Annotated in this window: 24 protein-coding genes; 11 read left to right on the top strand and 13 right to left on the bottom strand. The window is 63.3% G+C overall.

The features are described 5' to 3' along the window. Positions 1 to 115: 115 nt before the first annotated feature. The 6 genes from AB7531_RS27490 to AB7531_RS27465 all read left to right on the top strand — a co-directional run bounded on the left by AB7531_RS27490 (position 116) and on the right by AB7531_RS27465 (position 8,129). Positions 116 to 2,014, top strand: a complete 1,899-nt coding sequence (locus AB7531_RS27490) for a potassium transporter Kup (RefSeq protein ID WP_063983972.1) — start codon at positions 116 to 118, stop codon at positions 2,012 to 2,014. A 140-nt stretch (positions 2,015 to 2,154) separates the two neighbouring features. Next, positions 2,155 to 4,083 carry a potassium transporter Kup gene (locus tag AB7531_RS27485; RefSeq protein ID WP_028146684.1) on the top strand — a complete coding sequence of 643 codons (1,929 nt, stop codon included), beginning with the start codon at positions 2,155 to 2,157 and terminating at the stop codon, positions 4,081 to 4,083. A gap of 304 nt (positions 4,084 to 4,387) precedes the next feature. Continuing rightward, a complete protein-coding gene (locus tag AB7531_RS27480) occupies positions 4,388 to 4,714 on the top strand; it encodes a rhodanese-like domain-containing protein (RefSeq protein ID WP_028170872.1) in 327 nt (108 codons plus the stop codon). Between the two features lie 7 nt (positions 4,715 to 4,721). Then, complete coding sequence (locus tag AB7531_RS27475; protein ID WP_063986450.1) at positions 4,722 to 5,903, top strand: aminotransferase; 1,182 nt, start codon at positions 4,722 to 4,724, stop codon at positions 5,901 to 5,903. Between the two features lie 5 nt (positions 5,904 to 5,908). Then, positions 5,909 to 7,021, top strand: coding sequence for a polyamine ABC transporter substrate-binding protein (locus tag AB7531_RS27470; protein WP_231144586.1), 1,113 nt, complete (start codon positions 5,909 to 5,911; stop codon positions 7,019 to 7,021). Between the two features lie 301 nt (positions 7,022 to 7,322). Further along, complete coding sequence (locus AB7531_RS27465) at positions 7,323 to 8,129, top strand: outer membrane protein (protein WP_063983970.1); 807 nt, start codon at positions 7,323 to 7,325, stop codon at positions 8,127 to 8,129. Between the two features lie 226 nt (positions 8,130 to 8,355). Here AB7531_RS27465 and AB7531_RS27460 read toward each other — a convergent pair whose 3' ends face one another. The 6 genes from AB7531_RS27460 to AB7531_RS27435 all read right to left on the bottom strand — a co-directional run bounded on the left by AB7531_RS27460 (position 8,356) and on the right by AB7531_RS27435 (position 13,142). After that, entirely contained in the window at positions 8,356 to 9,288 is a 933-nt protein-coding gene (locus AB7531_RS27460; protein ID WP_063983969.1) for a lipid A biosynthesis lauroyl acyltransferase, read from the bottom strand. Between the two features lie 8 nt (positions 9,289 to 9,296). After that, positions 9,297 to 10,574: a beta-ketoacyl-ACP synthase gene (locus AB7531_RS27455; protein ID WP_063983968.1), complete on the bottom strand. Its 1,278-nt coding sequence runs from the start codon at positions 10,572 to 10,574 to the stop codon at positions 9,297 to 9,299. A 47-nt stretch (positions 10,575 to 10,621) separates the two neighbouring features. Continuing rightward, the gene (locus tag AB7531_RS27450) at positions 10,622 to 11,827 is read right to left on the bottom strand and encodes a beta-ketoacyl-ACP synthase (protein ID WP_063983967.1); all 1,206 of its coding nucleotides are present in this window, start codon (positions 11,825 to 11,827) and stop codon (positions 10,622 to 10,624) included. Next, positions 11,824 to 12,294, bottom strand: a complete 471-nt coding sequence (locus tag AB7531_RS27445; protein ID WP_063983966.1) for a 3-hydroxyacyl-ACP dehydratase FabZ family protein — start codon at positions 12,292 to 12,294, stop codon at positions 11,824 to 11,826. Before AB7531_RS27445 ends, AB7531_RS27450 begins: the two co-directional genes overlap by 4 nt. 10 nt (positions 12,295 to 12,304) lie before the next feature. Further along, positions 12,305 to 12,592 carry an acyl carrier protein gene (locus AB7531_RS27440; protein WP_007592476.1) on the bottom strand — a complete coding sequence of 96 codons (288 nt, stop codon included), beginning with the start codon at positions 12,590 to 12,592 and terminating at the stop codon, positions 12,305 to 12,307. 208 nt (positions 12,593 to 12,800) lie between these two features. After that, complete coding sequence (locus tag AB7531_RS27435; RefSeq protein WP_063983965.1) at positions 12,801 to 13,142, bottom strand: hypothetical protein; 342 nt, start codon at positions 13,140 to 13,142, stop codon at positions 12,801 to 12,803. A gap of 338 nt (positions 13,143 to 13,480) precedes the next feature. Here AB7531_RS27435 and AB7531_RS27430 point away from each other — a divergent pair, with 338 nt between their 5' ends. Continuing rightward, complete coding sequence (locus AB7531_RS27430; RefSeq protein ID WP_063983964.1) at positions 13,481 to 14,110, top strand: ParB-like protein; 630 nt, start codon at positions 13,481 to 13,483, stop codon at positions 14,108 to 14,110. Between the two features lie 15 nt (positions 14,111 to 14,125). Here the strand turns inward: AB7531_RS27430 and AB7531_RS27425 are convergent, their stop codons facing one another. Then, positions 14,126 to 14,281: a hypothetical protein gene (locus tag AB7531_RS27425; protein ID WP_166094517.1), complete on the bottom strand. Its 156-nt coding sequence runs from the start codon at positions 14,279 to 14,281 to the stop codon at positions 14,126 to 14,128. 276 nt (positions 14,282 to 14,557) lie between these two features. Here AB7531_RS27425 and AB7531_RS27420 point away from each other — a divergent pair, with 276 nt between their 5' ends. Beyond that, the gene (locus AB7531_RS27420; RefSeq protein WP_166094525.1) at positions 14,558 to 14,701 is read left to right on the top strand and encodes a hypothetical protein; all 144 of its coding nucleotides are present in this window, start codon (positions 14,558 to 14,560) and stop codon (positions 14,699 to 14,701) included. 43 nt (positions 14,702 to 14,744) lie between these two features. On the opposite strand, the gene AB7531_RS27415 is transcribed toward AB7531_RS27420, so the two are convergent. Beyond that, positions 14,745 to 14,948, bottom strand: a complete 204-nt coding sequence (locus tag AB7531_RS27415) for a hypothetical protein (protein ID WP_063983963.1) — start codon at positions 14,946 to 14,948, stop codon at positions 14,745 to 14,747. A gap of 162 nt (positions 14,949 to 15,110) precedes the next feature. Between AB7531_RS27415 and AB7531_RS27410 the strand changes: the two genes are divergently transcribed. Then, positions 15,111 to 15,842: a Crp/Fnr family transcriptional regulator gene (locus tag AB7531_RS27410; protein ID WP_063983962.1), complete on the top strand. Its 732-nt coding sequence runs from the start codon at positions 15,111 to 15,113 to the stop codon at positions 15,840 to 15,842. Positions 15,843 to 15,981: 139 nt separating this feature from the next. Further along, on the top strand, positions 15,982 to 16,149 hold the full coding sequence (locus AB7531_RS27405) for a hypothetical protein (RefSeq protein WP_166094532.1): 168 nt from the start codon (positions 15,982 to 15,984) through the stop codon (positions 16,147 to 16,149). A gap of 32 nt (positions 16,150 to 16,181) precedes the next feature. Here AB7531_RS27405 and AB7531_RS27400 read toward each other — a convergent pair whose 3' ends face one another. The 5 genes from AB7531_RS27400 to AB7531_RS27380 form a co-directional block, all read right to left on the bottom strand. Continuing rightward, positions 16,182 to 16,679, bottom strand: coding sequence for an MgtC/SapB family protein (locus AB7531_RS27400; RefSeq protein ID WP_063983961.1), 498 nt, complete (start codon positions 16,677 to 16,679; stop codon positions 16,182 to 16,184). After that, entirely contained in the window at positions 16,676 to 17,257 is a 582-nt protein-coding gene (locus tag AB7531_RS27395; protein ID WP_063986449.1) for a peroxidase-related enzyme, read from the bottom strand. Before AB7531_RS27395 ends, AB7531_RS27400 begins: the two co-directional genes overlap by 4 nt. Before the next feature lie 114 nt (positions 17,258 to 17,371). Beyond that, the gene (locus tag AB7531_RS27390; protein ID WP_063983960.1) at positions 17,372 to 19,144 is read right to left on the bottom strand and encodes a di-heme-cytochrome C peroxidase; all 1,773 of its coding nucleotides are present in this window, start codon (positions 19,142 to 19,144) and stop codon (positions 17,372 to 17,374) included. Between the two features lie 274 nt (positions 19,145 to 19,418). Continuing rightward, positions 19,419 to 22,427, bottom strand: coding sequence for an ATP-binding protein (locus AB7531_RS27385; protein WP_063983959.1), 3,009 nt, complete (start codon positions 22,425 to 22,427; stop codon positions 19,419 to 19,421). 136 nt (positions 22,428 to 22,563) lie between these two features. Next, complete coding sequence (locus AB7531_RS27380) at positions 22,564 to 24,153, bottom strand: ATP-binding protein (protein ID WP_224580704.1); 1,590 nt, start codon at positions 24,151 to 24,153, stop codon at positions 22,564 to 22,566. Between AB7531_RS27380 and AB7531_RS27375 the strand changes: the two genes are divergently transcribed. Next, positions 24,152 to 24,370, top strand: a complete 219-nt coding sequence (locus AB7531_RS27375) for a hypothetical protein (protein WP_231144588.1) — start codon at positions 24,152 to 24,154, stop codon at positions 24,368 to 24,370. The two genes, AB7531_RS27380 and AB7531_RS27375, sit on opposite strands and share 2 nt — an antisense overlap. The last annotated feature ends 366 nt before the right edge of the window (positions 24,371 to 24,736 follow it).

Below are 24,736 nucleotides of genomic sequence, written 5' to 3'. Positions count from 1 at the left end.
CGCCGTCACAGCATCCGCCCCGGCGGCTGCTATGGTGGTGTGCCGATTGACAGGCGCGCCGGAACGGTCAAAAGGCGCCGGATCAATTCTCGGGAAGAAGCGTTTCTCATCTCACATGACGGCGAGCATCACATCGACCGACGCTCAGGACGGGCCGGTCACCTCGGGTTTCTGGGGCCTGACGCTCGGAAGCATCGGTGTTGTCTTCGGCGATATCGGCACCTCGCCGCTGTACGCATTCCACGAGGCGGTCAGGGGCGCGGCCCATGGCGAGCCGGTCTCGCGGGTCATGGTCCTCGGCGTGCTCTCGCTGATTCTCTGGGCGCTCTTTATCGTCGTCACCGCCAAATACGTCCTGCTGCTGCTGCGCGCCGACAATAACGGGGAGGGCGGCACGCTCTCGCTGATGGCACTCGGCCAGCGCGCGCTCGGGCGGCGAAGCTGGTTTCTGATGGCGCTCGGCGTGGTCGGCGCCTCCATGTTCATCGGCGATTCCATGATCACGCCGGCCATCTCGGTGCTGTCGGCGGTCGAGGGTCTGAAGCTCGTGACCCCCGCCTTCGACCACTATGTCGTACCGCTCACCGTCATCATCCTGGTGTTGCTGTTCGCGGTCCAGAGCAAGGGGACCGCGCTGGTGGCCTCGGCCTTCGGGCCGGTGATGGTGGTCTGGTTCACGGTTCTTGCGGTGATGGGCGCCGTGCACATCGCCGACGATCCGTCGGTGCTGGCGGCCATCAATCCCTATTACGCGCTGCAATTCCTGCTGTCGCACGGCACGATCGGCCTGGTCACGCTGGGCGCCGTGTTCCTGGCGGTGACGGGCGGCGAGGCGCTCTACGCCGATCTCGGCCATTTCGGCCGCAAGCCGATCCAGTCGGCCTGGATGTTCTTCGTGCTGCCCGCGCTCCTGATCAACTATTTCGGGCAGGGCGCGCTGGTGCTGTCCGATCCCAGCGCGATCGAGCACTCGTTCTATCGCATGGTGCCCGAGAGTCTGGTGCTGCCGCTGGTTGGACTTGCGACCGCGGCGACCGTGATCGCGAGCCAAGCCGTGATCACCGGCGCCTATTCGCTGGTCTATCAGGCGGTGCAGCTTGGCCTCCTGCCGCGCTTCGAGGTGCGCTACACCTCCGAGACCCATGCTGGCCAGATCTATCTGCCGCGTGTGAACCGGCTGCTGCTGATCGGCGTGATGCTGCTGGTGCTGTTGTTCCACACCCCCAGCAATCTGGCTTCGGCCTACGGCATCGCGGTCTCCACCACCATGGTCGCCGACGGCGTCATGGGCTTCGTCGTGATCTGGAAACTGTGGAACTGGCGCGCCGCGACGGCTGCGGCGGTGATCGTGCCCTTCGTCGTCGTCGACATCAGCTTCTTCAGTGCCAATCTGCTCAAGCTGCTCGAGGGCGCCTGGGTGCCGCTGCTGTTCGGCGCGGTCATGGCCGGGACCATCTGGACCTGGCGCAAAGGGACTGGGATCCTGCTCCAGAAGACGCGCCGGATCGAGGTGCCGCTCGACGACCTGATCCGCAGCCTCGAGAAGCGCCCGCCGCACATCGTCAAGGGCACCGCGGTGTTCCTGACCAGCGATCCCGCCTTCGTGCCGACCGCGCTGCTGCACAATCTCAAGCACAACAAGGTGCTGCACGAGCACAACGTGGTCCTGACCATCGAGACCGCGCACACGCCGCGGGTCGAGCTGTCCGAGCGGTTCCGCATGGAGAAGATCAGCGACAAGTTCTCCAAGGTCAGACTGCGCTTCGGCTACATGGAGCAGCCGAACGTCCCGAAAGCGCTGGCGATCGCCCGCAAGCAGGGCTGGCAGTTCGACATCATGTCGACGTCGTTCTTCGTGTCGCGAAGGTCGCTCAAGGCCTCGGCGCAGTCGGGCATGCCGCTGTGGCAGGACCACCTCTTCATCGCGCTGAGCCGGTCCGCCAACGACGCCACCGACTATTTCCAGATTCCGACCGGACGGGTGGTTGAAGTCGGCACCCAAGTCACCATCTGAACGCAATTGGTCAAGTCATGCAAATTTCGCATGGCAAGGGCCCAAAATCGGGCTAGGCTATGCCGGCAGCGCAGGACTATAAGCCGCGCGCTCTTCCGCCGTTGTGCAGTGAAGCATTCTAGAGGCCACTGGGCTCTCCCATGACAAGTGACGTAGCGATTTCCGCCCCGGAAACGGCGGCGGCCAATGGGCATGGCGAAGCCCACACCACCGCCCGTTTCGGTGCGCTGACGCTCGGCAGCATCGGCGTCGTCTACGGCGATATCGGCACCAGCCCGCTCTACGCGTTCCGCGAGGCGGTGATGGCCGCCTCGGGCGCGGAGGGGGTGCCGACGCCGGCGGCCGTGCTCGGCGTGCTCTCGCTGATCCTGTGGGCGCTCATCGTCGTGGTGACGCTCAAATACGTCGTGATCCTGCTCCGCGCCGACAACAATGGCGAGGGCGGCACGCTGGCGCTGATGGCGCTGGCCCAGCGCGCGGTCGGCACCGGCGGGGCGACCATCGTCCTGCTCGGCATCATTTCCGGCGCCCTGTTCTACGGCGACGCCGTGATCACGCCGGCGCTTTCGGTGCTGTCGGCCATCGAAGGCATGAAGGACGTCACCCTGCACTTCGAGCCCTACATCGTTCCGTTGACCGTGATCATCCTGGTCGGCCTGTTCGCCGTGCAGTCGCGTGGCACCGCCCGCGTCGCCGCGTTCTTCGGTCCCGTGATGTGCGTCTGGTTCGCGGTGATCGCGATCGCGGCAATCCACCCGATCATCGAGCAGCCGCAGGTGCTGTTCGCGCTGAACCCGCTCTACGCCGTGTCCTTCATGTTCCACCACGGCATCATTGGTTTCGTGACGCTGGGCGCCGTGTTCCTGGCGGTCACCGGTGCGGAGGCGCTCTATGCCGACCTCGGCCATTTCGGCAAGCGGCCGATCCAGACCGCCTGGCTGTTCATCGTGCTGCCGTCGCTGGCGCTGAACTATCTGGGGCAGGGCGCTCTCGTCCTCGGCGATCCCGGCGCGATCGTGAGCCCGTTCTTCCAGCTGTTCCCGCAAGGCTTTTTCCGTGGTTGCATGGTCGTTCTCGCCACCGCCGCGACGGTGATCGCGAGCCAGGCCGTCATCACCGGCGCCTATTCGCTGACGCGCCAGGCGATTCAGCTCGGGTTGCTGCCGCGCTTCGAGATTCGCCATACCTCTGAAGCCCATTCGGGCCAGATCTTCATCCCGCGCATCAACCAGCTTCTGCTGGTCGCGGTGGTGCTGCTGGTGCTGCTGTTCCGTTCCTCCAGCGCGCTGGCATCGGCCTATGGCATCTCCGTTACCGGGACCATGGTGGTCACGGCGATGATGGGATTCGTCGTGATCTGGAAGGTCTGGAAGTGGTCGCCGTTCGCTGCCGCCGCCCTGATCGTGCCGTTCCTGTTCCTCGATCTGACCTTCCTCGCCGCCAACCTGCTCAAGGTGTTCGAGGGCGGCTGGGTGCCGCTCGCGCTCGGCGCGCTCATGATCATCCTGATGTACACGTGGCGGCGCGGCAGCAGGCTGCTGTTCGAGAAGTCGCGCAAGCTCGAATTCCCGCTCGCCGACCTCGTGGCGATGCTGGAGAAGCGGCCGCCGCAGCGCGTGCCCGGCACCGCGGTGTTCCTGACCTCAGACCCGCTCAGCGCCCCGACCGCGCTGATGCATAGTCTGAAACACTATAAAGTGCTGCATGAGAAGAACGTCATTCTCACCATCGAGACCGCGCAGACACCGCGGATCGATCCGGCCGAGCGCGTGAGGCTGGAGCAGATCTCACCGACCTTCTCCAAGGTGACGCTGAAGTTCGGCTTCATGGAATCGCCCAATGTGCCGAAGGCGCTGGCGATCGCCCGCAAGCTCGGCTGGCAGTTCGACATCATGTCGACCTCGTTCTTCCTGTCGCGCAGGGCGCTCAAGCCCGCCGCCCATTCCGGCATGCCGCGCTGGCAGGACCGGCTGTTCATCTCGCTCAGCCGCTCCGCCAACGACGCCACCGACTATTTCCAGATCCCCTCCGGCCGCGTGGTCGAGGTCGGTACCCAGGTCACGATCTAGCCCCACCGCCGTCGTCGGCCGGCTTGACCGGGCGACCCAGTACTCCGAGACAGTTGTGGTTGAATTGATAGGCCGCGGCGTACTGGATTCCCCGCCTTCGCGGGGAATGACACCGAGCGCGTGGTGGGATGCGAAGCAGGAGTTTCAGGCATCCTGAAAGCCGCACTTCAAGTCGCTGCGATTTAGCTTTAACTTGCGGCATGCAGCTCAAGCCTTTGTAGCGCTTGATTTTCGGCTGCCGAGAGGCGAGGTTGCCGCCCGCCGGGATCGCCCCGGCAGGCGGCTCGTGACGTTGGAGGATGATGTGGCAAACCAGGTACAGGATCTGACCCCGGACGAGGTCTCCAAGGGTGTCGCGGAAGGGCGCTATCTCCTTGTCGACGTGCGCGAGCCGAACGAGGTCGACGCCGAGGCCTATCCTTACGGCGTTGTCGTGCCGCTCTCGACCTTCGATCCCAAGGCGATCCCCGATCCCCAGGGCAAGGAGGTCGTGTTCGCCTGCCGCTCCGGAAAACGCTCGGTGACGGCCTCGCTCGCGGCGCAGGCGGCGGGGCTGCCTTACGACAAGCATCTGGCCGGCGGCATGCTGGGGTGGAAGGCGGCGGGTCTTCCCAGCAAGGTCGGTGGCTGACCTCGCGATGACGACCAAGAGCTCCTCGCTGAACAAGGTCTTTGCCGACCTTCCCGTCACCATCTTCGAGGCGATGTCGCAGGCCGCGCGCGACAACAACGCCATCAATCTCGGCCAGGGCTTTCCTGATGATCCCGGGCCTGAGGACATCCGCCGCGCCGCGGCCGATGCCTCGCTGAACGGCTACAACCAGTACCCCTCGATGATGGGCCTGCCGGAGCTGCGCCAGGCGATCGCGACCCATTACGGTCACTGGCACGGCCTCAAGCTCGATCCGATGAGCGAGGTGATGGTGACCTCCGGCGGCACCGAGGCGCTGACCTCGGCGATCCTCGCGGTGGTCCAGCCCGGCGACGAGGTGGTCTGCTTCCAGCCGGTCTATGATTCCTACCTGCCGATCATCCGCCAGGCCGGCGGCATTCCGCGCCTGGTCCGCCTCGAGCCGCCGCACTGGCGGCTGAATGAGGACATGCTGAAAAGCGTCTTCAATTCAAAGACCAAGGCGGTGCTCTTCAACAATCCCCTGAATCCCTCCGCAGTGGTCTATCCGCGCGAGGACCTCGAGCTGCTCGCCCGCTACTGCCAGGAGTTCGACGTCATCGCGATCTGCGACGAGGTCTGGGAGCACGTCACCTTCGACGAGCACAAGCACGTCCCGCTGATCACCATCCCCGGCATGCGCGACCGCACCATCAAGGTCGGCTCGGCCGGAAAGATCTTCTCGCTGACCGGCTGGAAGATCGGCTTCGTCTGCGCCGCGCCGCCGCTGCTGCGGGTGGCCGCCAAGGTGCACCAGTTCCTGACCTTCACCACCGCGCCGAACCTCCAGGCCGCCGTCGCCTATGGGCTCGGCAAGTCCGACGACTACTTCCTGTCGATGCGGAAGGACCTGACGCGGAGCAGGGACCGCCTGACCAGGGGACTGGAGAGCCTCGGCTTCCCCGTGCTGAAGTCGCAGGGCACCTACTTCCTCACCGTCGACCTGTCGCCGCTCGGGCTGAACGAGAGCGACACCGAGTTCTGCTGGCGGATCGTGAAAGACTACAAGGTCGCGGCGATCCCGGTGTCGGCCTTCTACGAGCAGGACGCGGTGACCTCCGTGGTCCGCTTCTGCTTTGCCAAGAAGGACGAGACGCTCGACACCGCGCTGGAGCGGTTGTCGGACGCGGTGCGCGGACGCAAGAGGTAGGAAAGATGACGAACGTCGGCCGCTCCAGGCTTTGCCTTGGTTTTGCAATCGCCGCGGCGCTGACGTTGCTTTCTGGCCCCGCAGGGGCCGAGGAGCGGGTCGTCAACTTCTACAACTGGTCCAACTACATGGCGCCTGACGTCCTTGATGCCTTCACCAAGGAGACCGGCATCAAGGTGGTCTACGACACGTTCGATGCCAACGAGACGCTGGAGACGCGCCTGATGGCCGGCAAGTCCGGCTATGACGTCGTGGTGCCGACCGCCTATTTCCTCCAGCGCCAGATCAAGGCCAACATCCTCCAGAAGCTCGACAAGTCGAAGCTGCCGAACCTCTCCAATGCCTGGCCGGTGGTGACCGAGCGCCTTGGCATTTACGATCCTGGCAATGTCTACGCCGCCAACTACATGTGGGGCACGACGGGCATCGGCTACAACGTCGCCAAGGTGAAGCAGATCCTCGGGCCCGACGCGAAGATCGACAGCTGGGACATCGTCTTCAAGCCGGAGAATTTGGCGAGGTTCAAGGACTGCGGCGTCCACATGCTCGACTCCGCCGACGACATCTTCCCCGCGGCGCTGAACTATCTCGGGCTCGATCCGAACTCGACCAAGCAGGCCGACCTCGAGAAGGCCGCCGAAATCGTCGCGAAGGTCCGCCCTTCCGTGCGCAAGTTTCATTCGTCCGAATATCTCAGCGCGCTCGCCACCGGCGAGATCTGCTTCGTGGTCGGCTGGTCCGGCGACATCATGCAGGCGCGCGCACGCGCCGCCGAAGCGAAGGGTGGCATCGAGATCGGCTACGCCATCCCGAAGGAGGGCGCGCAGATGTTCTTCGACAATCTCGCGATCCCCGCGGATGCCAAGAACGTCAAGGAAGCCTACGAGCTGATCAACTATCTCTACCGTCCTGACGTTGCCGCCAAGAATTCGGACTTTTTGTCCTACGCCAACGGCAACCTCGCCAGCCAGAAGTTGGTCGATCCGAAAATCCTGAACGACAAGAACATCTATCCGGACGAGGCGACGCTCGCAAAACTGTTCGTCATCACGGCGCGTGAGCCTGCGACCCAGCGGGTGATCAATCGGCTGTGGACCAAGGTGAAGACAGGGCGGTAGTCGCTCTGGGGACCGCCCGGAAGCCAAAATCTGCAAAACAACCCCATGCACAGTAGAAGCGTCACCTGCGGGTCGCCGGCGGTGGCGGTGCTTAAGTCGCGATGACGCCTGGGCTTCATCGACGCGCGGACGCAATGACCTGAAGCAGCGCGCGCGGTGCCGATCTGCGGCCGGTCTTCTCAGATTGCGCATACAACCTGACGTCGTTGCGATGGTATCCGGATGTGTCCGTGGGGTGACAGCGTCCGGCGCTGTTCCGGTGTATGGAACCGGAATACATTCGTTCATAGGAATTGCCCCGATGAAGAAATTTGTTCTGGCTGCGGCCGGCTCGTTGCTGTTCGTCACCGCGGCGTCGGCGGCTGACATGGCCCCGCGTTACACCAAGGCTCCTGTCGTGGCGCCGGTCTACAATTGGGGCGGTCTCTATCTCGGTATCAACGGTGGCGGCGGTTCTGCGCACACCTGCTGGGACATCTTCAACGATTCCGGCTTCCCGATCGTGCCGTCAGTTCCCGAGGGGTGCCACAACGCGACAGGCGCCACCGTCGGTGGACAGATCGGCTATCGCTGGCAGGCGGCCAACTGGGTGTTCGGCCTGGAAGCGCAGGGCAACTGGGCCGATTTTAGGGGCAGCAACGCGAGCCAGTATGCCGTCTTTGGTACCACCTCTCTCCTCAACGACGTCACCAAGGTCGACGCCTTCGGCCTGTTCACGGGGCAGGTCGGATACGCCTTCAACAACGTGCTGCTCTATGCCAAGGGCGGTGCGGCCGTCGTTCACGACAAATACTCGCTCACGGTGACGCCGGCCGGCGCGGCCGCTCTCGCGCCGTTCTTCGCCGTCGTCGCCGGCCAGACCGGTGCCGTCGGCTCCGAGACGCGCTGGGGAGGGACCGTGGGAGCGGGAATCGAGTTCGGCTTCGCGCCGGGCTGGTCTGTCGCTGTCGAATACGATCATCTGTTCATGGGCAGCCGGGACGTGACCACGAACACCATTGCCCCCTTCGCCGCGCCGCCAAGCACCCACCGCATCGGCCAGGACATCGACATCGGCACGGTGCGCGTGAACTACACGTTCGGTGGACCGGTGGTCGCGAAGTACTGAACGGTTCGAGAGCTTGAACGCGAAGGCCCCGGTCATGCGCCGGGGCCTTTTTGTTTGGGACGAAGTCTTTCGGTAGAGAGAAGGCCAGACCCTCACCCTGAGGAGCGCGCTCTTCGCGCGCGTCTCGAAGGGCGAGGCCACCGGCCGGGCCTGCATCCTTCGAGACGCGCGTTTCGCGCTCCTCAGGATGAGGAATAGGTAGCCGCGTTAGCCGTTTGGCGGCTCGCTACCGCCACCGTCTGTGCAGCCACAGCCACTGCTCGGGATGCTCGCGCACCCAGCCTTCCACCACGCTTGTGATCGCCTGCGTCGTGCCCTGGATGTCGATCTTGCCGTCGGCGTCGCGCACCGGCGGGATCTCCTCGGTCAGCTCGCCGCGGAAACGGTTGCCGGGCAGGCGGATGATACGGACGCCGTGGATCGGGCATTCGACCTGGCGCAGCAGGCGCGCCAGCATCGGATTGGCGCGGGTCTTGCGGCCGAAGAAGGTGACCTCGACGCCGCCGGTCAGGTACTGGTCGATCAGCATGGCGACGTGCTTGCCGTCCTTCAGCGCCTGCGCGAGGCGCAAAGGCGCGTCGCGCCCCGCAGCGATCAGCGTGCCCATGTTGACCTGGCGCATCTCCTGGATGATGCGGTCGGCAGAGGCGATGTTCGGCCGGCGATAGAGGATCGCAGTGTCCAGCCCATGCGCGACGGCGGCGAGCGCCGGCAGTTCCCAGTTGGCGAGATGGGCTGCAAAGATCAGCGCCGGCTTGCCGTCGTCGCGGATCTGGTCGAACAGCTCGATGCTGCGCTGGGGCAGTTCGATCCGGCTCTTTTCCGGATGATCGCGGTCGTAATCCCAGACTTGGTCCATATGGGCGAATTCGGCACCGACGCGGCCGAGATTGTCCCACACGCCCATCAGGATGGTTTCGATTTCTTCCGGCGACTTCTCCGGAAATGCCACGGTGAGGTTGGCGCGGCCGATGCGGTGCTCGCGCAGGCGCGGGCCGATCGTCTTCACCACGCGGGAGAAGAAGTCCGAGGTCTTGGCCGGATCGAAATAGCGCGTGGTGCGCAGCATGCCGACGGTGGTGGCCCCGATCAGGCTTCCGCCGAGCGACTTGGCAGCCTCCCGCGCGCGGGCCTTGATGCTCGCAGGTAACAGCGCCATGCGTCCGGTCAGGCCGGTTCGCGGGTCAGGATCAGCGAGGCGTTCTGGCCGCCGAAGCCGAACGAGTTCGACATGACCGCGGTGACGCGGGCATCGCGCGCCTTGTTGCCGACGACGTCGAACAGGATCGTGGGATCCGGATTGTCGTAGTTGATCGTCGGCGGAATGCGCTGATGCTCGAGGGTGAGCAGCGAGAAGATCGCTTCGACCGCGCCCGCGGCCGAGATGGTGTGGCCGACCATCGACTTGTTGGAGGTCACCGGGATCTTCTGCGCGAGATCGCCGAACACGGCCGATGTCGTGTTGAACTCCATCTTGTCGTTCTCGGGCGTCGCGGTGCCGTGCGCGTTGATGTGGTCGATCTGGTCCGGCGTCATGCCGGCATCGGCCAGCGTCTTGTTCATGCAGCCGATGATCGGCTTGCCATCAGGCGAAGAGCGGGTGCGGTGGAAGGAATCGGTGAGCTCGCCGCAGCCGGCGATCACGCCGAGGATTTTTGCGCCGCGCGCGGTCGCTGCTTCGTAGCTTTCCAGCACGAGGGCGCCGGCGCCTTCGGCCATGACAAAACCGTCGCGGTTCTTGGAGAAGGGGCGGGAGGCCGCCTGCGGCGGATCGTTCTGGGTCGACAGCGCCGAGAGCAGCGAGAACCGCACGAGAGCTTCGGGGTTCACGGTGCCGTCGGTTGCCACGCACAGCGCGGCATCGGTCTCGCCGCGGCGGATCGCCTCGACGCCGAGCTGGATCGAGGTCGCGCCCGAGGCGCAGGCCGTCGACAGCGAGATCGGCGAGCCCTTGGTGCCGAAGGTCTCGGCGAGATAAGCTGCTACCGAGCCGAACATGAAGCGGTGGTGATAGGCGCTGTACTTGCCGCCGCCGGAGATGCGCAGCAGATCGTCATAGGTGATATCCTGCGCGCCGACGGCACGGCCGAGCTCACGGCGCTGCGGCCACTCGACTTCGACCGGTGCAACCGCAAGGAAGAGCGGACCGGGGAAATCGGCCTTGGCGCCGATGCCGGCCTGCGCGAGCGCTTCCTGCGTGACGAGCTCAGCCATCCGCTCGGACAGGCCGGTGGAGGAGAACGGATCGACGCTGACGAAATCGACCGTGCCGGCCATCGTCGTCCTCAGGCCGTCGACCGGAAAGCGCGTGATGGTGCGGATGCCGGATTCGCCGGCCACGAGCTTCGCCCAATTGTCGGCCTTGCCGTTGCCGAGCGAGGTCATGATGCCCATGCCGGTGACGACGACGACGGGACGCCCGAGTTTGTCGCGTGGTGCAGTCATGTCGATCCCCCGATTGAGCTAGAGCATCCGCCAAAGCGCGACGCGCTTCAGCTTACGGCCTCGACCAGAGCCATGCCCTCGCCGCGCCAGTGTCCGGCCCCCACCACCACAATCTGGGTGGGCGCGCCCTGCATTTCAATCTCGGTCCCGGTGGAATCGTTCGGCGGGAACAGCGCACCGCGCGAGATCGACAGCGCCGCGAGCGCGATGCCAAGCGGGAATTGCGTTTCCATGGCGTGGCCGAACATCGTGCCGGTCGAACGCACCGGGAAGTCAGCATGGCCCTTCAGGAAGCCGCGCTCCTCTGACGTCGCGGGCTCCGCGCCGGTCGCGCCCGATATGATCGCGCCCTTGCCCTCGCGCCTGGGCAGCTTTTCCCAAAGCTTCTCCAGCGTCGCGGCCGTGTCGCCGGGTTGCTTGCGCCGGGCGAGGTCGGCAACGACGCTCGACAGCTTTGCGAACGGCTTTGCGCCGCGCGCTTCCGCGTGCGCCTTCGATTCCAGCACCAGGAACGCGCCGGCAGATCCCAACGCGAAACCGGGGTGATCCTTGCGCGCCCACACCGGAGCAAACTTGTCTTTCAGGTTGAAGTCGCCGAATTCGTAGAGGACCATCAGGTCTTTGCGCTCGCCATTGTGGGAGCCGCCGATCAGCGCGATGTCGCTCTCGCCCGAGGCGATGCGCGCGAGCGCAATGCGCGCCGCATCGGCACCCGCGACCTCTTCGCCCATGAAAGTGCGCGAGGTGCCGCCGAGACCGTGCACGATGGCGATGTTGCCGGCGAGCAGGTTCGAGAGCTGGGCCAGGAACAGCGTCGGCCTGAGATCGCTCATCAGCCGTTCGTTGAGGAAGCCGGGCGCATTGGCGCCCTTGACCTCGGCCGTGAGCACGCCGGAGTCGACATTGAGGTCGCGCTCGCCGCCGCCGGCGGCCACCACCATGTCGATCTTCGACAGGATGTCCTTGTTGCCCTTGATCCCGGCGGAATCGAGCGCAAGGCCCGCGGCATAGGTGCCGATGCGCTGCCAGGCTTCCATCTGGCGCTGGTCGCCCTTCTTCGGGATCTGGCTGTCGAAGGTCACAGGCATCAGGGGATGCACGATGCAGGGCGCAAAGCCCTTCTCGTCGACATTGATGCGCTTGTCCTGAAGCGCGGCCCAGTTGGCGTCCAGGCCTTCGCCGAGCGAGGTGGCAAGGCCAATGCCGGTGATCCAGACTTCCGTCTGGCCGGGCTTCGAAGCAGTGTCAGTCATGGCGATCCGGCCTGTTGCGGGAAGCCGACGCGTTTGGCGACCGCGTCCATGAAGCCGCGCATATCCGCATTGGGGAAGGGGATCTGCGTGAAGGTGAGCGTCGAATTCGCGCGCAGCTTACCGCCGACCTTGATCTTGGCCTCGGTCACCGCATAGCCCGAGCCCTGATGCGACAGGGTCGCCTCGATGGTCATGAGATCGCCGGGGAAGACCGAGCCGCGGACCTTGGCCTCCTTGACGGCGGCCAGGATCGGCATGCGCTCGAACTTGAGCACGCCGAGCTGAAGCCAGCCCGAGGCCTGGGCCATCGATTCGATCAGGAGCACGCCGGGCATCAGGGGATAGCCCGGGAAGTGCCCCTCGAAGATCGTGCTCTCCTTGGGGACCAGGGCTTCGACGACAATCGTCTTCGCGTCGACGTTGAGGTCGACGACGCGATCGATCATGTGGAAGTATTCGAGTTGCATGACCGCGCGCTTAGGCGCTCGCGCCCTTGGCCGCAACCAGTTCGTCGATGCGGGCGCACAGATTTTTCAGCACGAAATACTGCTCGGTGGTCGCCTTGCCGTCGTTGACCTCCTGGGTCCATTTTTCCAGCGGCAGCTTGATGCCGAACTGCTTGTCGATCGCGAACGCGATGTCCAGGAAATCGAGGCTGTCGATGCCGAGGTCATCGATGGCGTGGCTATCCGGCGTGATCGTGTCGCGCGGGATGTCGCAGGTTTCAGCGATGATCGTAGCGACCTGATCGAATGTGGAGGACATCACTAAGCCTTTGATATATTGCTGATATTTGTCTGAGGTTCCAGAGTGGAACGGTGGGTGGGCATCGCGCCCCGATGACGCCCTCAACCCCCCCTCTGGCCGGGTCGAAAGCCCGTATATCGGAGCGCCGCCCTGAGTTCAATGGAGCCGGGCGGCCCCGGCGACAGGGCTGGGGATGCCGTCGGCGGCCTTTTCACCCGGGGGGTGCCTAGATATGGGGCGTCGTGATCTTGGCGCAGTCGCGGCGGCCCATCAGTACGCAATCCTGGGTGCGGCGCAGGTCGGCAATGCTCACCGCGAGCCAGATCCCGATCGCGGTCAGCGCGATGGTGAAGGCGAGCGCCGCAATATTGGCGAGCATGCGGTGGCGGAAATTGTCCGGTTCCGGGCGGGGCTTCTCGTAGCGCGACAGGTCGAGCGGCTCGGGCGCGACGCGCAGCGGCTGGACGGTACCGCTGCCCCGTTGGACCGGCGGGGGAGACGCGTTGCGCGGCCTGAACTGGAGCACCCGGTGCTCGTCATCCGAGCTGATGGGCCGCTGTGTTTTCATGGTGCGGGGATCACTCCGAAGCAGCGGTTTTTAGATAGCATACGTCGTGAATGCCTTGCAGAAAATCTTCTCAACGCGCACGTGCATTGCGCTTTCGCACTATCTTGCATGGCATATTTCCGGAGCGGCTCGCGAGCGAACGCGGCGCCGGCTGTCAGGTCGGTGACAGGAAGCGGAGGTTGCGTTGCAACAACACCGCCGAAGCACGCACCGTCGGCTCCCGTGAACATCTGCTTGTGATATCCGCGGCCGGATCGAACGCATTTTGCCGCCGCGGGGCCCATGGCATAATCAAGGGAACCGGACCACCGGTTGCAACCATGTGAGGGGCCTTCATCATGACCACCACCAACGCACGCGAACCGAGAGTGCATCCGGTGCCGATCCTGTCGCTCCGGCCGACGCAGATGACGGTCGGCATGCGCGAGGTCAAGGAGAAGCGCAAGCGCTGGCGCGAGCACGGCAAGAAGAAGCAGGCCGACCTGCTCGGCAATCACATGATCCCCGTCGTCTACGGACCGGACCAGCGCTACTACGTGATCGACCATCATCATCTCGGCCGCGCATTGCACGACGAGGGCGTCAAGGAAGTGCTGGTGACCGTGGTCGGCGACCTCAGAATGGTCGAGCGCGAAGCTTTCTGGGGCGTGATGGACAACAAGCGCTGGGTCTATCCTTACGATTCCAAGGGCGAGCGGCGTCCGTTCCGCGATCTGCCGAAATCGGTCGTCGATCTCAAGGACGATCCGTTCCGGAGCCTTGCCGGCGAGCTCCGCCGCATGGGCGGCTTCGCCAAGGATACCACGCCGTTCTCGGAATTCCTGTGGGCCGACTTTCTGCGCCGGAAACTGACGCGCAAGGCGGTCGATGCCAATTTCGACAAGGCGCTCGAGAAGGCCCTGTCCGCGGCCAAGAGCAAGGACGCTATCTATCTGCCCGGCTGGTGCGGGCCGGCGGATGACGATTAGGCGCAACCGCTCGCATCAGTCGCGCTGAAAGATCTTGGCGCCGGGGTAGACGCGCCGGGCGTAGCTCACGACCAGCGCGCGGTCCTGGGTTGCCAGGAAGGGCGTTCGGATTTGGCACGAGCCGACGACGAGGTGCCACAGACCATTGAGCCTCCGGATGACGACGTTCATTTGAGCAATCCTCGATGACTCCGCGTTCCCGCGAATACTGCTTATCGCGGCAGTCTTGCGATTCATGATCGTGGTCGCTGGCGCGAAATTCCCGTTGCCGCTCGCGACCGTCGCAAGACAACGACGATGATTATTAGTTGGTTACGGCGCGGCGGCCCGAGAAGCCGGATCTCATCACAGCCGCTTGAGCGAAGTCATTTTCTGCAGGGATGAAACCGTCCTGAAACAGAGCCACCCCATCTCTGGTGGGTAGTCGAGCTCACACAGGAGGCCGAAATGCGCCGTCTGGTTTTCGTAATCGCCTTGCTCGCAGTCGCCACAGCAGGAATCTCGGCATCGTTTGCTGCAGTTCGCCACGCCAAGACGCTGACATTCTCTGAGCGCTTTGCTCCGGCGCTCGAGTTGATGGCGCAGCGCTAGCGGTGTAGCGCCTCGCAGTCGCCGCTACGCAACGGTGGGACGATCACTTCTGGTGCTGCGGGCCGGGTGAGGACAGAAGGCGTTCGATCTCGGCGGCTGCCTCGCCGTTGCGCGCCTTCTGCAAGAGTGTGTGGCGTTCGGTGCCGGCGGGCAGCTTCTTGGCCGCGGCGCGGGCGTCCTGCGTGAACCTGTTCAGGCGCTCCTGGAGTGACAGGGCCGGTCGCGTGCGGTTGCGCTTCTTGGTCATGGCTGCACCTTTCCGGCGCAAAGCCAACCATGGGGAGGCGAGTGGCGTCCTTAACTTTTGTTGGAACCGGGGGCGTGGATCGCGGGTTTTTCATTGCAGCGGCGCTTCGGCGCCAGGGATTGCAATACAGATCCCACCTCATACCAACCGGAGCTAGCTCGCGTGCCTAGCGATACGATCCGTGCTGCGCTTGTCAGGCGTTTGCGTACATCTTCAGGCATCTCGGACGACGACGTGAAGGAGATCGAGGCGCTCCCAATCGCGGTTCGTCAATATCCGGCGGAGGCGCCCGTGGTGCACGACGGCGAGCGCGCAACCGATTGCTGCCTGATCGCAGATGGCTTCTGTGCGCGTTCCAAGACGATAGCAAGCGGCAAGCGTCAGATCCTCTCTATCCACATCCCCGGCGAGATCCCCGACCTGATGAGCCTGTTCCTGCATGTGATGGATCACGATCTGTCGACGCTGACGCCATGCACGCTCGGCTTCATCAGTCACGAAACGCTGCGAAAATTGCACCAGCGCAGTCCAAGCGTCGCCGAGTTGTTCTGGCGAGACACGCTGATCGACGCTGCCATGTTTCGCGAATGGATCGTCAATGTCGGCCAGCGTCCCGCGCCCGCAAGGCTTGCCCATGTCATGATCGAGCTGCGCGAACGCCTCCGGGTCATCGGGCGTCTTGACGGCAACAGCTTCGAGATGCCGCTGACCCAGGAGCAGATCGGCGAAGCCCTGGGAATCACCGGGGTGCACGCCAACCGCGTGATCAAGCAGTTGCGGCAGGAGGGCATCGTCGAGCTGCACCGCGGCCGCGTCACGGTGCTGGACGAGCGGAAATTCTTGGAACTTGCCGATTTCGACGGCCGTTACCTGCATCAGTCGCCAACGCTTTGAGGCGCGCAGGCGACTTGACCTACCGCAAATTCGTATCGGTGCAGGGCGCTATGGTCCGTCGGCATGATTGCCGAACCGGTGTTGCCTGAATGTCGAGGGCGCAGGTGGCTCCGAGTCATGCTGACCCGGAGGCATCACCGTGAGCGCAATCTTTCGCATTCTGTTCATCGTTGCCGGTGCCATCACCGCGCTGTTCGTCGCGCGCGATGCCCTGAATTTCACGATCATCCAGACCTTCGTTGCCGTTCTGCTCGTCACCGCCATCGTCGGTGTCGGAAGCTTCTGGAGCCAGCGACGGAAAACGTGACGGATGTGAGAGCCGCGTGCTGGCGCAGCCGGCTAGGTCCGCGGCGGCGCGTCCGGAGACGTCTCCGCGGTGTGCGCATCCCCCTTGCCGCCGAGCATGCGGTGCAGCCGTCGCTCGATGTGGCGGCCCACCGTCAGCAGCACGAAGGCGAGCGCCAGCGCGACGGCGACGATCTTCCACTGTCCGGCGCCGCAGACGATGCCGATGCAGGCCGCGAGAAAGGTGCAGGCGGCGCTGGTCAGCCCGCGGACGCGAAATCCCATGCTCTGATGCACGATGACGCCGGCGCCGAGAAAGCCGATGCCGGTGAGGATGCCCTGGATGACGCGGCTGGTGGCATCGGCGACCCTGGTTGGCTCGGCGAGCTGCAGGGCGAGCAGAACCACGGTCGCCGTGGAGAGCCCGACGATGCCGAGCGTCTTCAGCCCGATCGGTTTGCCGTGCAGGTCGCGGTCGAGGCCGATCGCGCCGGCGGCGACGGTCGCGGCACCGAGACGAGCAAGGATTTCGGACCAGTCGAGCTCCGTCATTTTTTCGGCAAGCGCCCCATCAGGTAAAACTCCTCGTTCGGCCTCATGCCGGTGAAGTTTGCCAGCCGATTGGACAGCGCGAAGAAGGCGGAGATCGCGGCGATGTCCCAGATGTCGTCGTCGCTGAAGCCGTGCGGTGCAAGCGCCCCGAAGTCCTCCTCGGAGACGCGCTGTGCGTCGGCCGAGACCTTCATCGCGAAATCGAGCATCGCCTTTTGCCGCGGCGTGATGTCGGCCTTGCGATAGTTCACCGCGACCTGGTCGGCGATCAGCGGGTTCTTGGCGCGGATGCGCAGGATCGCGCCGTGCGCGATCACGCAATACTGGCACTGGTTGGCCGCCGAGGTCGCGACCACGATCATCTCGCGTTCGGCCTTGGTGAGGCCGCCGTCCTTCTCCATCAGCGCGTCGTGATAGGCGAAGAACGCGCGGAACTCGTCGGGCCGGTACGCCAGCGTCAGGAACACGTTCGGCACGAAGCCGCTCTTCTCCTGCACGGCGAGCAGGCGCGTGCGGATGTCGTCGGGGAGCGTGTCGAGGGCGGGTGCGGGGAAGCGTTGTGAAGGAGGAAGGGGCATGACGATGTTCCGGATGGGGCTCTCGGGGAAGCGCGGAACATAGTCGATCGCAGTCCTTAGCGCAAAGCGCATGCGCGGACTACATCCTGGCTAGCGCAGACAGAGCCGAGGCTCTCAAAGAGTCTTCAAATATTCGAGGAGTGCCTTCTTTTCGTCGTCGCTCAAGCGCGTGCCATAGTCATGCCCGCACCGGCTGTTTCCTGAATTGAGGTCATTGCAATCGGTGACTGGACGAGTTGGCCCCTCTTGTGTGACGTCAAGACCAACATTCTTGATGTCGTATCTCGCGCCAACTTTGAATTGTGACATGCGCTTCGCAGGCGGTACGAGCAATTCCGCCAATGTCGGCACCGAGCCGTTGTGCAAATAAGGCGCCGCGGCCCAAATTCCCTCCAGCACGCGAGCTTCATACTCGCCTCTGTTGAGGGTCCGCTCAAGAAGCGTCCCAGGTTCGATCGTCAGGCTTTCTGGCTGGTTCGGAGGTTGCGCGCTGCTGGGCGGCGCGATGGACGCCTTGACCGGAGCCGGTGACAGAGAGAGGGATGTGGAGGGCGCCTTTTGGGCGTTGGGAGGCAACGAGGAGCCAAAGCCGTCACCGGGGCCGACGTCGCTCCCCAGATACAGCTTATTGTCGAGGATCGCTCCGGCGACTGCACTGAACATCATGTGGACGGCATAATCCTCCTCCTCGAGGTGCCTGGCGATCAACGGGATACCTGCTCCCTTCAGCGCGCCGGTCTTCACCCTCCAACCAAGCTCGTCGAATTGACGTGTGTCGGTGCCGACGTTCTGAACCGGCGTCACCCACGTCGTAACAAACAGGTCGCGCAGGGCACGGACTTCCTTCTTCTCGTGACACCCCTTGCTGCACTGCCTCTCGAAGATTTTTTGACCGTCTTTAGCCAGCTTCGAGTCGATAGGCCAATCTGATGGCCATTTTGGCGGGCCCATCTTCTGGAGCAATTCCTCAAGTCGTTTCAGTCCATCGAAGTTGATGGAGTTGGCATAGTTGAAGAACGGGCCGAACGAGCGCCTTGGTTCGAAGTTGCCGAATGCGAGAGCCTGTCCCGCGTTCCGGGCTAGTGCGAAGACGCGGTTTCCATTCAACACAAAACCGGCCCAGTCGGTCTGGTTCTGCATCGGTGAATTCCACAGGAAAGGATAGCGCACCGGAGCATCGCCAATCTTCATGTTCTCCGGGATCAAAAAATCGGGCGGCGGCCCAACGTCGGTGCCGGATATGCGGTTGAAGATGATCCCGATCGCGTCCAGACGTCCGGGGCCCCAACCAACTGGCGGCAATGTACCGGTCACGAATGCATGAACGCGCCGGTGCCATGCATCAACCCTCTGACGTAGTGCGGCAACATCGGCAGCAGAAGGCGTCGCAGGTTGGGAGACGGCCGCAGCAAATGCAGCGAATGCCGTGTCGCTTGCGGTTACGTCTCCTACCGCCTTGTCCAGGTCGCTCAGGAACTCCTGGAAATCCATAAACGCCGGACCGCCGTCGATGCGGTACGTCTTGCCCCCAACTTCAACCTGCCGCGTGTGACACGCGGAGCATGTTATCCCGACCATCTGGGACTCTGCGGGACCCGTGGTGTGGAGGCCGACGGGGAGGTTGGTATTATTGCCCGGATTTGGGAGAAAGCCGTATCGGGTAAGACCATCCGAGAGGAACGGTTGTCCGTCCTTCGCTTTCAATGCCCGTAACCAGGTGAGGTTGATTAAGCGGGAGCCTTGGTCGCGCGTGTAGTAGTCAGCCCTGTCTTCCGCTGTCCATGTCGGGCCTTGGTCGACATATATCGGATCGCCGAGAGCGGTCTCAATTCCCGAACTTGCAGCGACGACCAGCGCAAAGCGAATGAGGAAAGCGACACGACGCATCGCATGAGCCTCCGTGAACTACAATTGAACCACCCGTTTTCTCGAAATCAGAATTTGTGGAGATATGCGCAGCTCGGCGAGACGCAGCTCGCCCGGTAGCGACGAGAGCTGTCAGAAATAGCCGTCCGATGCTCGAGATTGTACTTCTTGGCAAAGTCCCGTCAAGGTCGTTGCTCCGGGTCGGAGCCCCGGATTGCATGCCGCGCCCGTTGAAGCGCGGCGAGCCCACGAAACGGGCCCGGTGAACTGGTGTGTCTCGACACGAGCGGCCTTGCTAAACCGCGAGCCGGGATCCGTCCCAGGCAACAATGCCAAACTGATCGCAAATCGCGTGCATCTCGGCGAGATCCTCAGCGACGCGGGCGGTGCCAGGCTTCGCCTCGGCGAGCAGTCGCACCCTCAAACCAAGACATTCGACAATCAGCCATGGGTTCCTGATGGTCCTGGCGATGGAAAGAGCGTCATCCAAGGCGCTCAGGCCACGTTCGGATTTCCCGTCCCGAACGAGAGCCTCAGCGTAACCCGCATAGAGAAGGCAGAGCTCGATCTGGCCTGTCCGCAGATGCGTGCCGCTCTCCATACGGGCGTCTATCAGGTCGACGGCCTGATGTGCCTGGCCTGTTCGTGCCAGAGCGGTCGCCATTGCTCCGGTCAGGTTGGCCTTGCTGGCATCGTAGCCGTTACGTTCGACGATCTCCCTTGCAATCGACAAGCATTCCACAGCCTGGTCATTTCGATGGAGCATGAGGAGATTTCGTCCCATCGTAATGCGGGCGAGCACTTGCCCATATGAATCCTGTTCGCGAACTGCGATCTCCAATGCACGCAATGCGAATCCGAGCGCCTCCGCATATTGACCTGTTGCATTCATGAACCAGCTCCTGAATGCCAAAACCGTGCATTTTGGACCGGCCGGTGTCCCGAGACGGGCAGTCTCGAGTTCTCCTGTGAGCATTTCATTCAGTTCGTCCATCGCCGCAATCGCGCGATGGACGTGGCCCATGCTGTGCAACACATTTGCCATGATGGTCTGATTTGAAAATATGAGTGCAGTCGATTTCAGCGCTCGAGCCGTCCTCAGTCCCTCGCTCGTTATTTGCAGCCCTTCTTCATACCGGCCCTCAAACCAGTAGACCATCCCGAGTTGCGACTGGACGCTGCACACGTGAGCAATCCTGCCTTGGCGCCGCGCCAGCTCCAACGTCCGTGGCAAATGCATATTTACTTTTTTGAATTCGCCGAGTTGCAGCATCGAAGCGAAGCTCATTCGACCGAAGTCGACATATTTTTCTTCGGCGGCTTCCCCAAGACGCTCGATGAGCTTGAGCGCCCGGTCGTATATCAAACTGAGCGATGAGGCTGCGGCGTTCCGGCGCGCTTCGACGGCGGCGTCCCAGAGGTAGCCAAGTGCAGCATCAGCATCTCCGGCTTCCTCTGCATGAAAGGCCAACTGTTCGTAACGACCATCCAGATTCGGGTAACGCCGAATGATCGCCTGGACAGCGGCCTGGTGGATTTCCAGACGCCGGCCACGCGGTATCGTGTTTGCACAGGCCTCGGCGATGATCTGATGCCGGAAACGCACGGAGTTACCCGCAAGCGGATGGACAAAAGCAAATCGGGCAAGCTCGAACAACGCAGTCAGCAGCTCGCCTACGTCCACGCCGAGCACCGTCGTAGCCAATTGGATTTCGACCTCCTCTCCCAGCAGGCTGAGCGTCTGCACGAATGCCTTCAACTTCGGAGAAAGCCGTTGCAGGCGCGCATGAATCACGGACTCGACGCTCTGAGGCAGCGAATGTTCGCTCGTTGCGTTCGTCGCGTCCGCCGAACGCAAGAACTCTTCCAATACGAAGGGGACGCCGTCGGCGCGATCGATTGCTCTCGCAAACACGGTCGGGGATCGAGTTTTCGGCCACAATTGGCGTCCCAAAGCCTCCATGCAGGCCCGCGACAGCGGTTGTAGATGAATGAGCGAGTCCGCAATCTCCATGGACTGGTCTGATGATTCCGGACGTCCGGTCAGCAATATGCAAAGCGGCTTTGGGGTACTTGCGCGCGCGAGCAATTTCAGGAAATGGCGGCTTTCCGGATCGATCCACTGGAGGTCTTCGATCAGCAAGAGAGTTGGTCTATCAAGCGCCAATGCGAGGAAGGCATTGACAAGTGCACGTGCAATTTGCGTTTGCGTATTGTCGGTCAATCGTTGGCGAGAGGACGCTTTTCCGGCGATGAATAGGGCTTCGAGCTTTCTGCGATCGGCTGCCTCGATGTGCAGTTCCGCGAGAGCCTCACGAATATGTGCATCCGAAGATGAGCTGTTTGCAGCGAGCATGTCGCCCACCAAGGTGCGGGCGGCGGCGAATGCGGTGGCACGTTTCTGTACGCCGCCATAAAAGACGCAGCATCGCACGTCGGATGTCAGTGCCTCGGTCATTACGGCTGTCGCAAGGCGGCTCTTACCGATACCTGGTTCGCCCAGCAGCGTGACGGAGCAGCTTTTGGCGCCCGGGCGCGGGAGGAGCTCCCGAAGCGCCGCAAGTTCGTCGACCCGATTCACGATCGGATTTTGATAGCGGCTGGCGATTTCGTTGTGATCGACATCGTCCGGCCGGGCATTTAGCGTGTAGGCCTCGATGACCCGATCGGCGATTCCCGAAGTCGTCTTGTGCGCCGTAAGGCCGAGTGGCGATCGGCACAGCTTTGCGGTTTCGGCGCTAACCCTGATCTCGCCTGCCGCTGCTTCCTGCTGCAGCTTGGCAGCAACGTGCACGGTCGCTCCGGCAACGTCGAAGCGGGCGATGGCATTTTTGCCGCCTATGCGTAAGCCGACCAGGCCGGAGTGAAGTCCGACGCGAAAATTGACCGGATCTCCCCTGGGGCCGGACGACTGGCTATGACTCTGAATGTCCCAGGCTGCGATGCACGCACGATCCGCATGATCCTCATATGCGGTTGGCCAGCCGAATATGGCAATGCCACCGTCTCCCGCATAGTGGACAATCTGTCCCCCGAGACGCTCCACGGAGTTGCGGATGTGATCCAGCCACTGGTCCAAAAACGCTTGAGCTTCATCGGGATCGCAAGCCGCGATGTGGCGAGTTGAACCCACCATGTCGACGGCGAGCACCGTTATGATGTTACGATCCGCAATATTGGCACCGCCCACGGACATCTTCGCGCCCCGCGTGCTCAAACCGGCTCTAAAAGGCAAAGGTAGCACGAAGGACAAGCCTTGGGCTATCCGCGAGACGCGGCCTTGAGCCGCGATATCCGGGGGCATTCCCCGTCTTTCACGACTGTCCGCTGTTCGGGAAATTCCAGAGGCGATCGTGATTGAATCGAGGGGCCGCGGCGTACTGGATGCTCCGGTCAAGCCGGGGCATGACAGCGGAATTTGCCGAAGCGGTGTCCGTTCCTTACCGCAGTGGCTTCTTCAGCAGCGAGAAGCGATCCGGGTCCAGCCCCATCGAGGGCTGCAGCATCGGCGCTTCGGCGGTCGCGAGCGTCTTTGCGGGCGGCTGCGAGAACACCGGGTCGTTCGGCACGTCGCGTTGCGAGGTGGCGCCGCGCCAGCGCTCGAGCACGGCGCCGACGAAATGCATGTCGTGACCGGAGGTGACCGACGGCACGCTTGAGATGGTGGCTTCGCCGCGCGGCAATTGGTGCGGCGGCACCTCCTTGAAGCGCAGGCGGGTCGGCAGCGCGACGCCTTCGCCGAACGCCAGGACTTCGCGGGTGCCGAGTGATGGCACGAAGGACAGCAGGTTCGCGGCGGCATCCGACACCGCGGCGCGCAGCAGCGCCTGGTCGCGCTCGTTGGCCAGACGCATCGTGAACAGCGTGTTGCACTGGGAGATGATGGTGGCGTCGAGCTCGGCTGGACGTTGGGTGATGAGGCCAAGATAGACGCCGTATTTGCGGCCTTCCTTGGCGATGCGCGACACCGCCTTGCGGGTCGGGCCGAAGCCGACATTGCGGTCGGCGGAGGCATATCGGTGCGCCTCTTCGCAGACGAACAGCATCGGCGACACGCCGTCGCTCCACAGGCCGAAGTCGAAGGCCATGCGGCACAGCACCGAGACGACGGAATCGATGACCTCGGCCGGGAAGCCGGCGAGCTGCATCACCGTCATCGGCTTGCCGTTGGCGGGCAGGCGGAACAGATGGCTGATCACCTCGGCCATGGTGTCGCCGCCGACATTGGCGTTGTCGAACATGAAGGCGTAGCGCGGGTCGTTGCGGACGGCCTCGATGCGCGAGATCAGCTTGTGATAGATGATGCGAGAGGAGCGGTTTTCCAGCTTGCCCATGCGCTCGTCGATCAGCGAGATCAGATCGACCAGGCGGTATGGCACCGGCGTGTCGACGGTGAAGCCGACCTGCTTGGGATCGATGCGCTTCAGGCCGAGCCGATCGGTGTTCTGATACTGGGTGTAGATGCCCTTGGCGATCGGGATCACCTCGGCGAGGACGTCGAGCTCCTCGGGCACGCCGGCGCGGCCGCCGAACAGCACGTCGACGATTTCCTCGAAGTTGAACAGCCAGAACGGCAGCTTCAGGTTCCGCGGGTTGAGCACCAGCGCGCGATCGCCGAAGCAGCGGCCATATTCGTTGTGCACGTCGAGCAGGAAGATGCGCAGGTTCGGGCGTGATTTCAGGATCTCGTTGAGCAGCAGCGACACGCCGGTGGATTTGCCGACGCCGGTCGATCCCAGCACCGCGAAATGCTTGGAGAGCATTTCCTCGACGTCGACATAGGCGACGACGGAGCGGTCCTGCTGGAGGAAGCCGACATTGATCTGGTCCGATCCGGTCGGCGCGTAGATCGTGCGCAGCTCCTGGCTCGTGATCAGGTCGACGGAATCGCCGATGGTCGGATAGTTGGTGACGCCGCGCTGGAACTTGGCCTTGTCGGCGGCATTGTGGATTTCGCCGAGCAGGTCGACCGACGCGATGGCGATGTAGTCGGAGCTCGAGAGGTTCTCGCAGGACACCTCGGTGATCATGGCGACGATCACCGAGCTGGCGCAGCGGATGCTGACGAAACGGCCGACGGTGGCCCGAATTTCTGAGACCGGCATCTGGCTTGCCGCCAGCAGCCCGACCCGGGCGAGCGACCCGCGTACCGAAATCACGCGTCCAAAGGATGTCACGATGAATGAACCTGGCATGAGCAAGGGGTTTAACCCTGACTATGCGTGCCGCGGCTGGACAAACGGTTAAACGGCAGGCGCGGGGGCTTTGTTAAATCTGCGACAATTCGGTTGAGAGATTTGCTCCTAATGCATACTTGCGGGCGGAATCGGTAGGGGGATGCCGCTTTTCTAGGCCGATAGGCCCGACAGCGCTTAAGGAAGATTTTACCATTCGGCCAGTCGGTCCGCCGTTCGGGGATGGAGGTCATCCCGGCTGGCGCGTCACTCGATCCGGACGGCCATGTTTTGATTTGTTGACGGGACCTAATCATTTGTACATTAGTACAAATGAACCTGCGGCCTGGATGCCGCCCCCGTACGCTCGAGCGCGTTTGCAGCCTTGCGTCCGGTTGCGCGATCCGGTCCGGCGGATCGCAGTCACGCCTGGAGGAAA

Source organism: Bradyrhizobium sp. 63_E2_N1_3, assembly GCF_052076005.1.
GTDB lineage: Bacteria > Pseudomonadota > Alphaproteobacteria > Rhizobiales > Xanthobacteraceae > Bradyrhizobium > Bradyrhizobium barranii.
This window is presented reverse-complemented; position numbering and strand designations above follow the sequence as displayed.

Bases quoted from the DNA above. Each gene is read 5' to 3' on its own strand.
- AB7531_RS27460 (WP_063983969.1), bottom strand. From the start codon at position 9,288: ATGGCGCTGTTACCTGCGAGCATCAAGGCCCGCGCGCGGGAGGCTGCC.
- AB7531_RS27380 (WP_224580704.1), bottom strand. From the start codon at position 24,153: ATGATCACCGAGGTGTCCTGCGAGAACCTCTCGAGCTCCGACTACATC.
- AB7531_RS27455 (WP_063983968.1), bottom strand. From the start codon at position 10,574: ATGACTGCACCACGCGACAAACTCGGGCGTCCCGTCGTCGTCGTCACC.
- AB7531_RS27390 (WP_063983960.1), bottom strand. From the start codon at position 19,144: ATGCGTCGTGTCGCTTTCCTCATTCGCTTTGCGCTGGTCGTCGCTGCA.
- AB7531_RS27465 (WP_063983970.1), top strand. From the start codon at position 7,323: ATGAAGAAATTTGTTCTGGCTGCGGCCGGCTCGTTGCTGTTCGTCACC.
- AB7531_RS27385 (WP_063983959.1), bottom strand. From the start codon at position 22,427: ATGCCCCCGGATATCGCGGCTCAAGGCCGCGTCTCGCGGATAGCCCAA.
- AB7531_RS27475 (WP_063986450.1), top strand. From the start codon at position 4,722: ATGACGACCAAGAGCTCCTCGCTGAACAAGGTCTTTGCCGACCTTCCC.
- AB7531_RS27430 (WP_063983964.1), top strand. From the start codon at position 13,481: ATGACCACCACCAACGCACGCGAACCGAGAGTGCATCCGGTGCCGATC.
- AB7531_RS27450 (WP_063983967.1), bottom strand. From the start codon at position 11,827: ATGACTGACACTGCTTCGAAGCCCGGCCAGACGGAAGTCTGGATCACC.
- AB7531_RS27395 (WP_063986449.1), bottom strand. From the start codon at position 17,257: ATGCCCCTTCCTCCTTCACAACGCTTCCCCGCACCCGCCCTCGACACG.
- AB7531_RS27470 (WP_231144586.1), top strand. From the start codon at position 5,909: ATGACGAACGTCGGCCGCTCCAGGCTTTGCCTTGGTTTTGCAATCGCC.
- AB7531_RS27435 (WP_063983965.1), bottom strand. From the start codon at position 13,142: ATGAAAACACAGCGGCCCATCAGCTCGGATGACGAGCACCGGGTGCTC.
- AB7531_RS27375 (WP_231144588.1), top strand. From the start codon at position 24,152: ATGGCGACGATCACCGAGCTGGCGCAGCGGATGCTGACGAAACGGCCG.
- AB7531_RS27445 (WP_063983966.1), bottom strand. From the start codon at position 12,294: ATGCAACTCGAATACTTCCACATGATCGATCGCGTCGTCGACCTCAAC.
- AB7531_RS27415 (WP_063983963.1), bottom strand. From the start codon at position 14,948: ATGACCAAGAAGCGCAACCGCACGCGACCGGCCCTGTCACTCCAGGAG.
- AB7531_RS27420 (WP_166094525.1), top strand. From the start codon at position 14,558: ATGCGCCGTCTGGTTTTCGTAATCGCCTTGCTCGCAGTCGCCACAGCA.
- AB7531_RS27490 (WP_063983972.1), top strand. From the start codon at position 116: ATGACGGCGAGCATCACATCGACCGACGCTCAGGACGGGCCGGTCACC.
- AB7531_RS27485 (WP_028146684.1), top strand. From the start codon at position 2,155: ATGACAAGTGACGTAGCGATTTCCGCCCCGGAAACGGCGGCGGCCAAT.
- AB7531_RS27440 (WP_007592476.1), bottom strand. From the start codon at position 12,592: ATGTCCTCCACATTCGATCAGGTCGCTACGATCATCGCTGAAACCTGC.
- AB7531_RS27400 (WP_063983961.1), bottom strand. From the start codon at position 16,679: ATGACGGAGCTCGACTGGTCCGAAATCCTTGCTCGTCTCGGTGCCGCG.
- AB7531_RS27425 (WP_166094517.1), bottom strand. From the start codon at position 14,281: ATGAACGTCGTCATCCGGAGGCTCAATGGTCTGTGGCACCTCGTCGTC.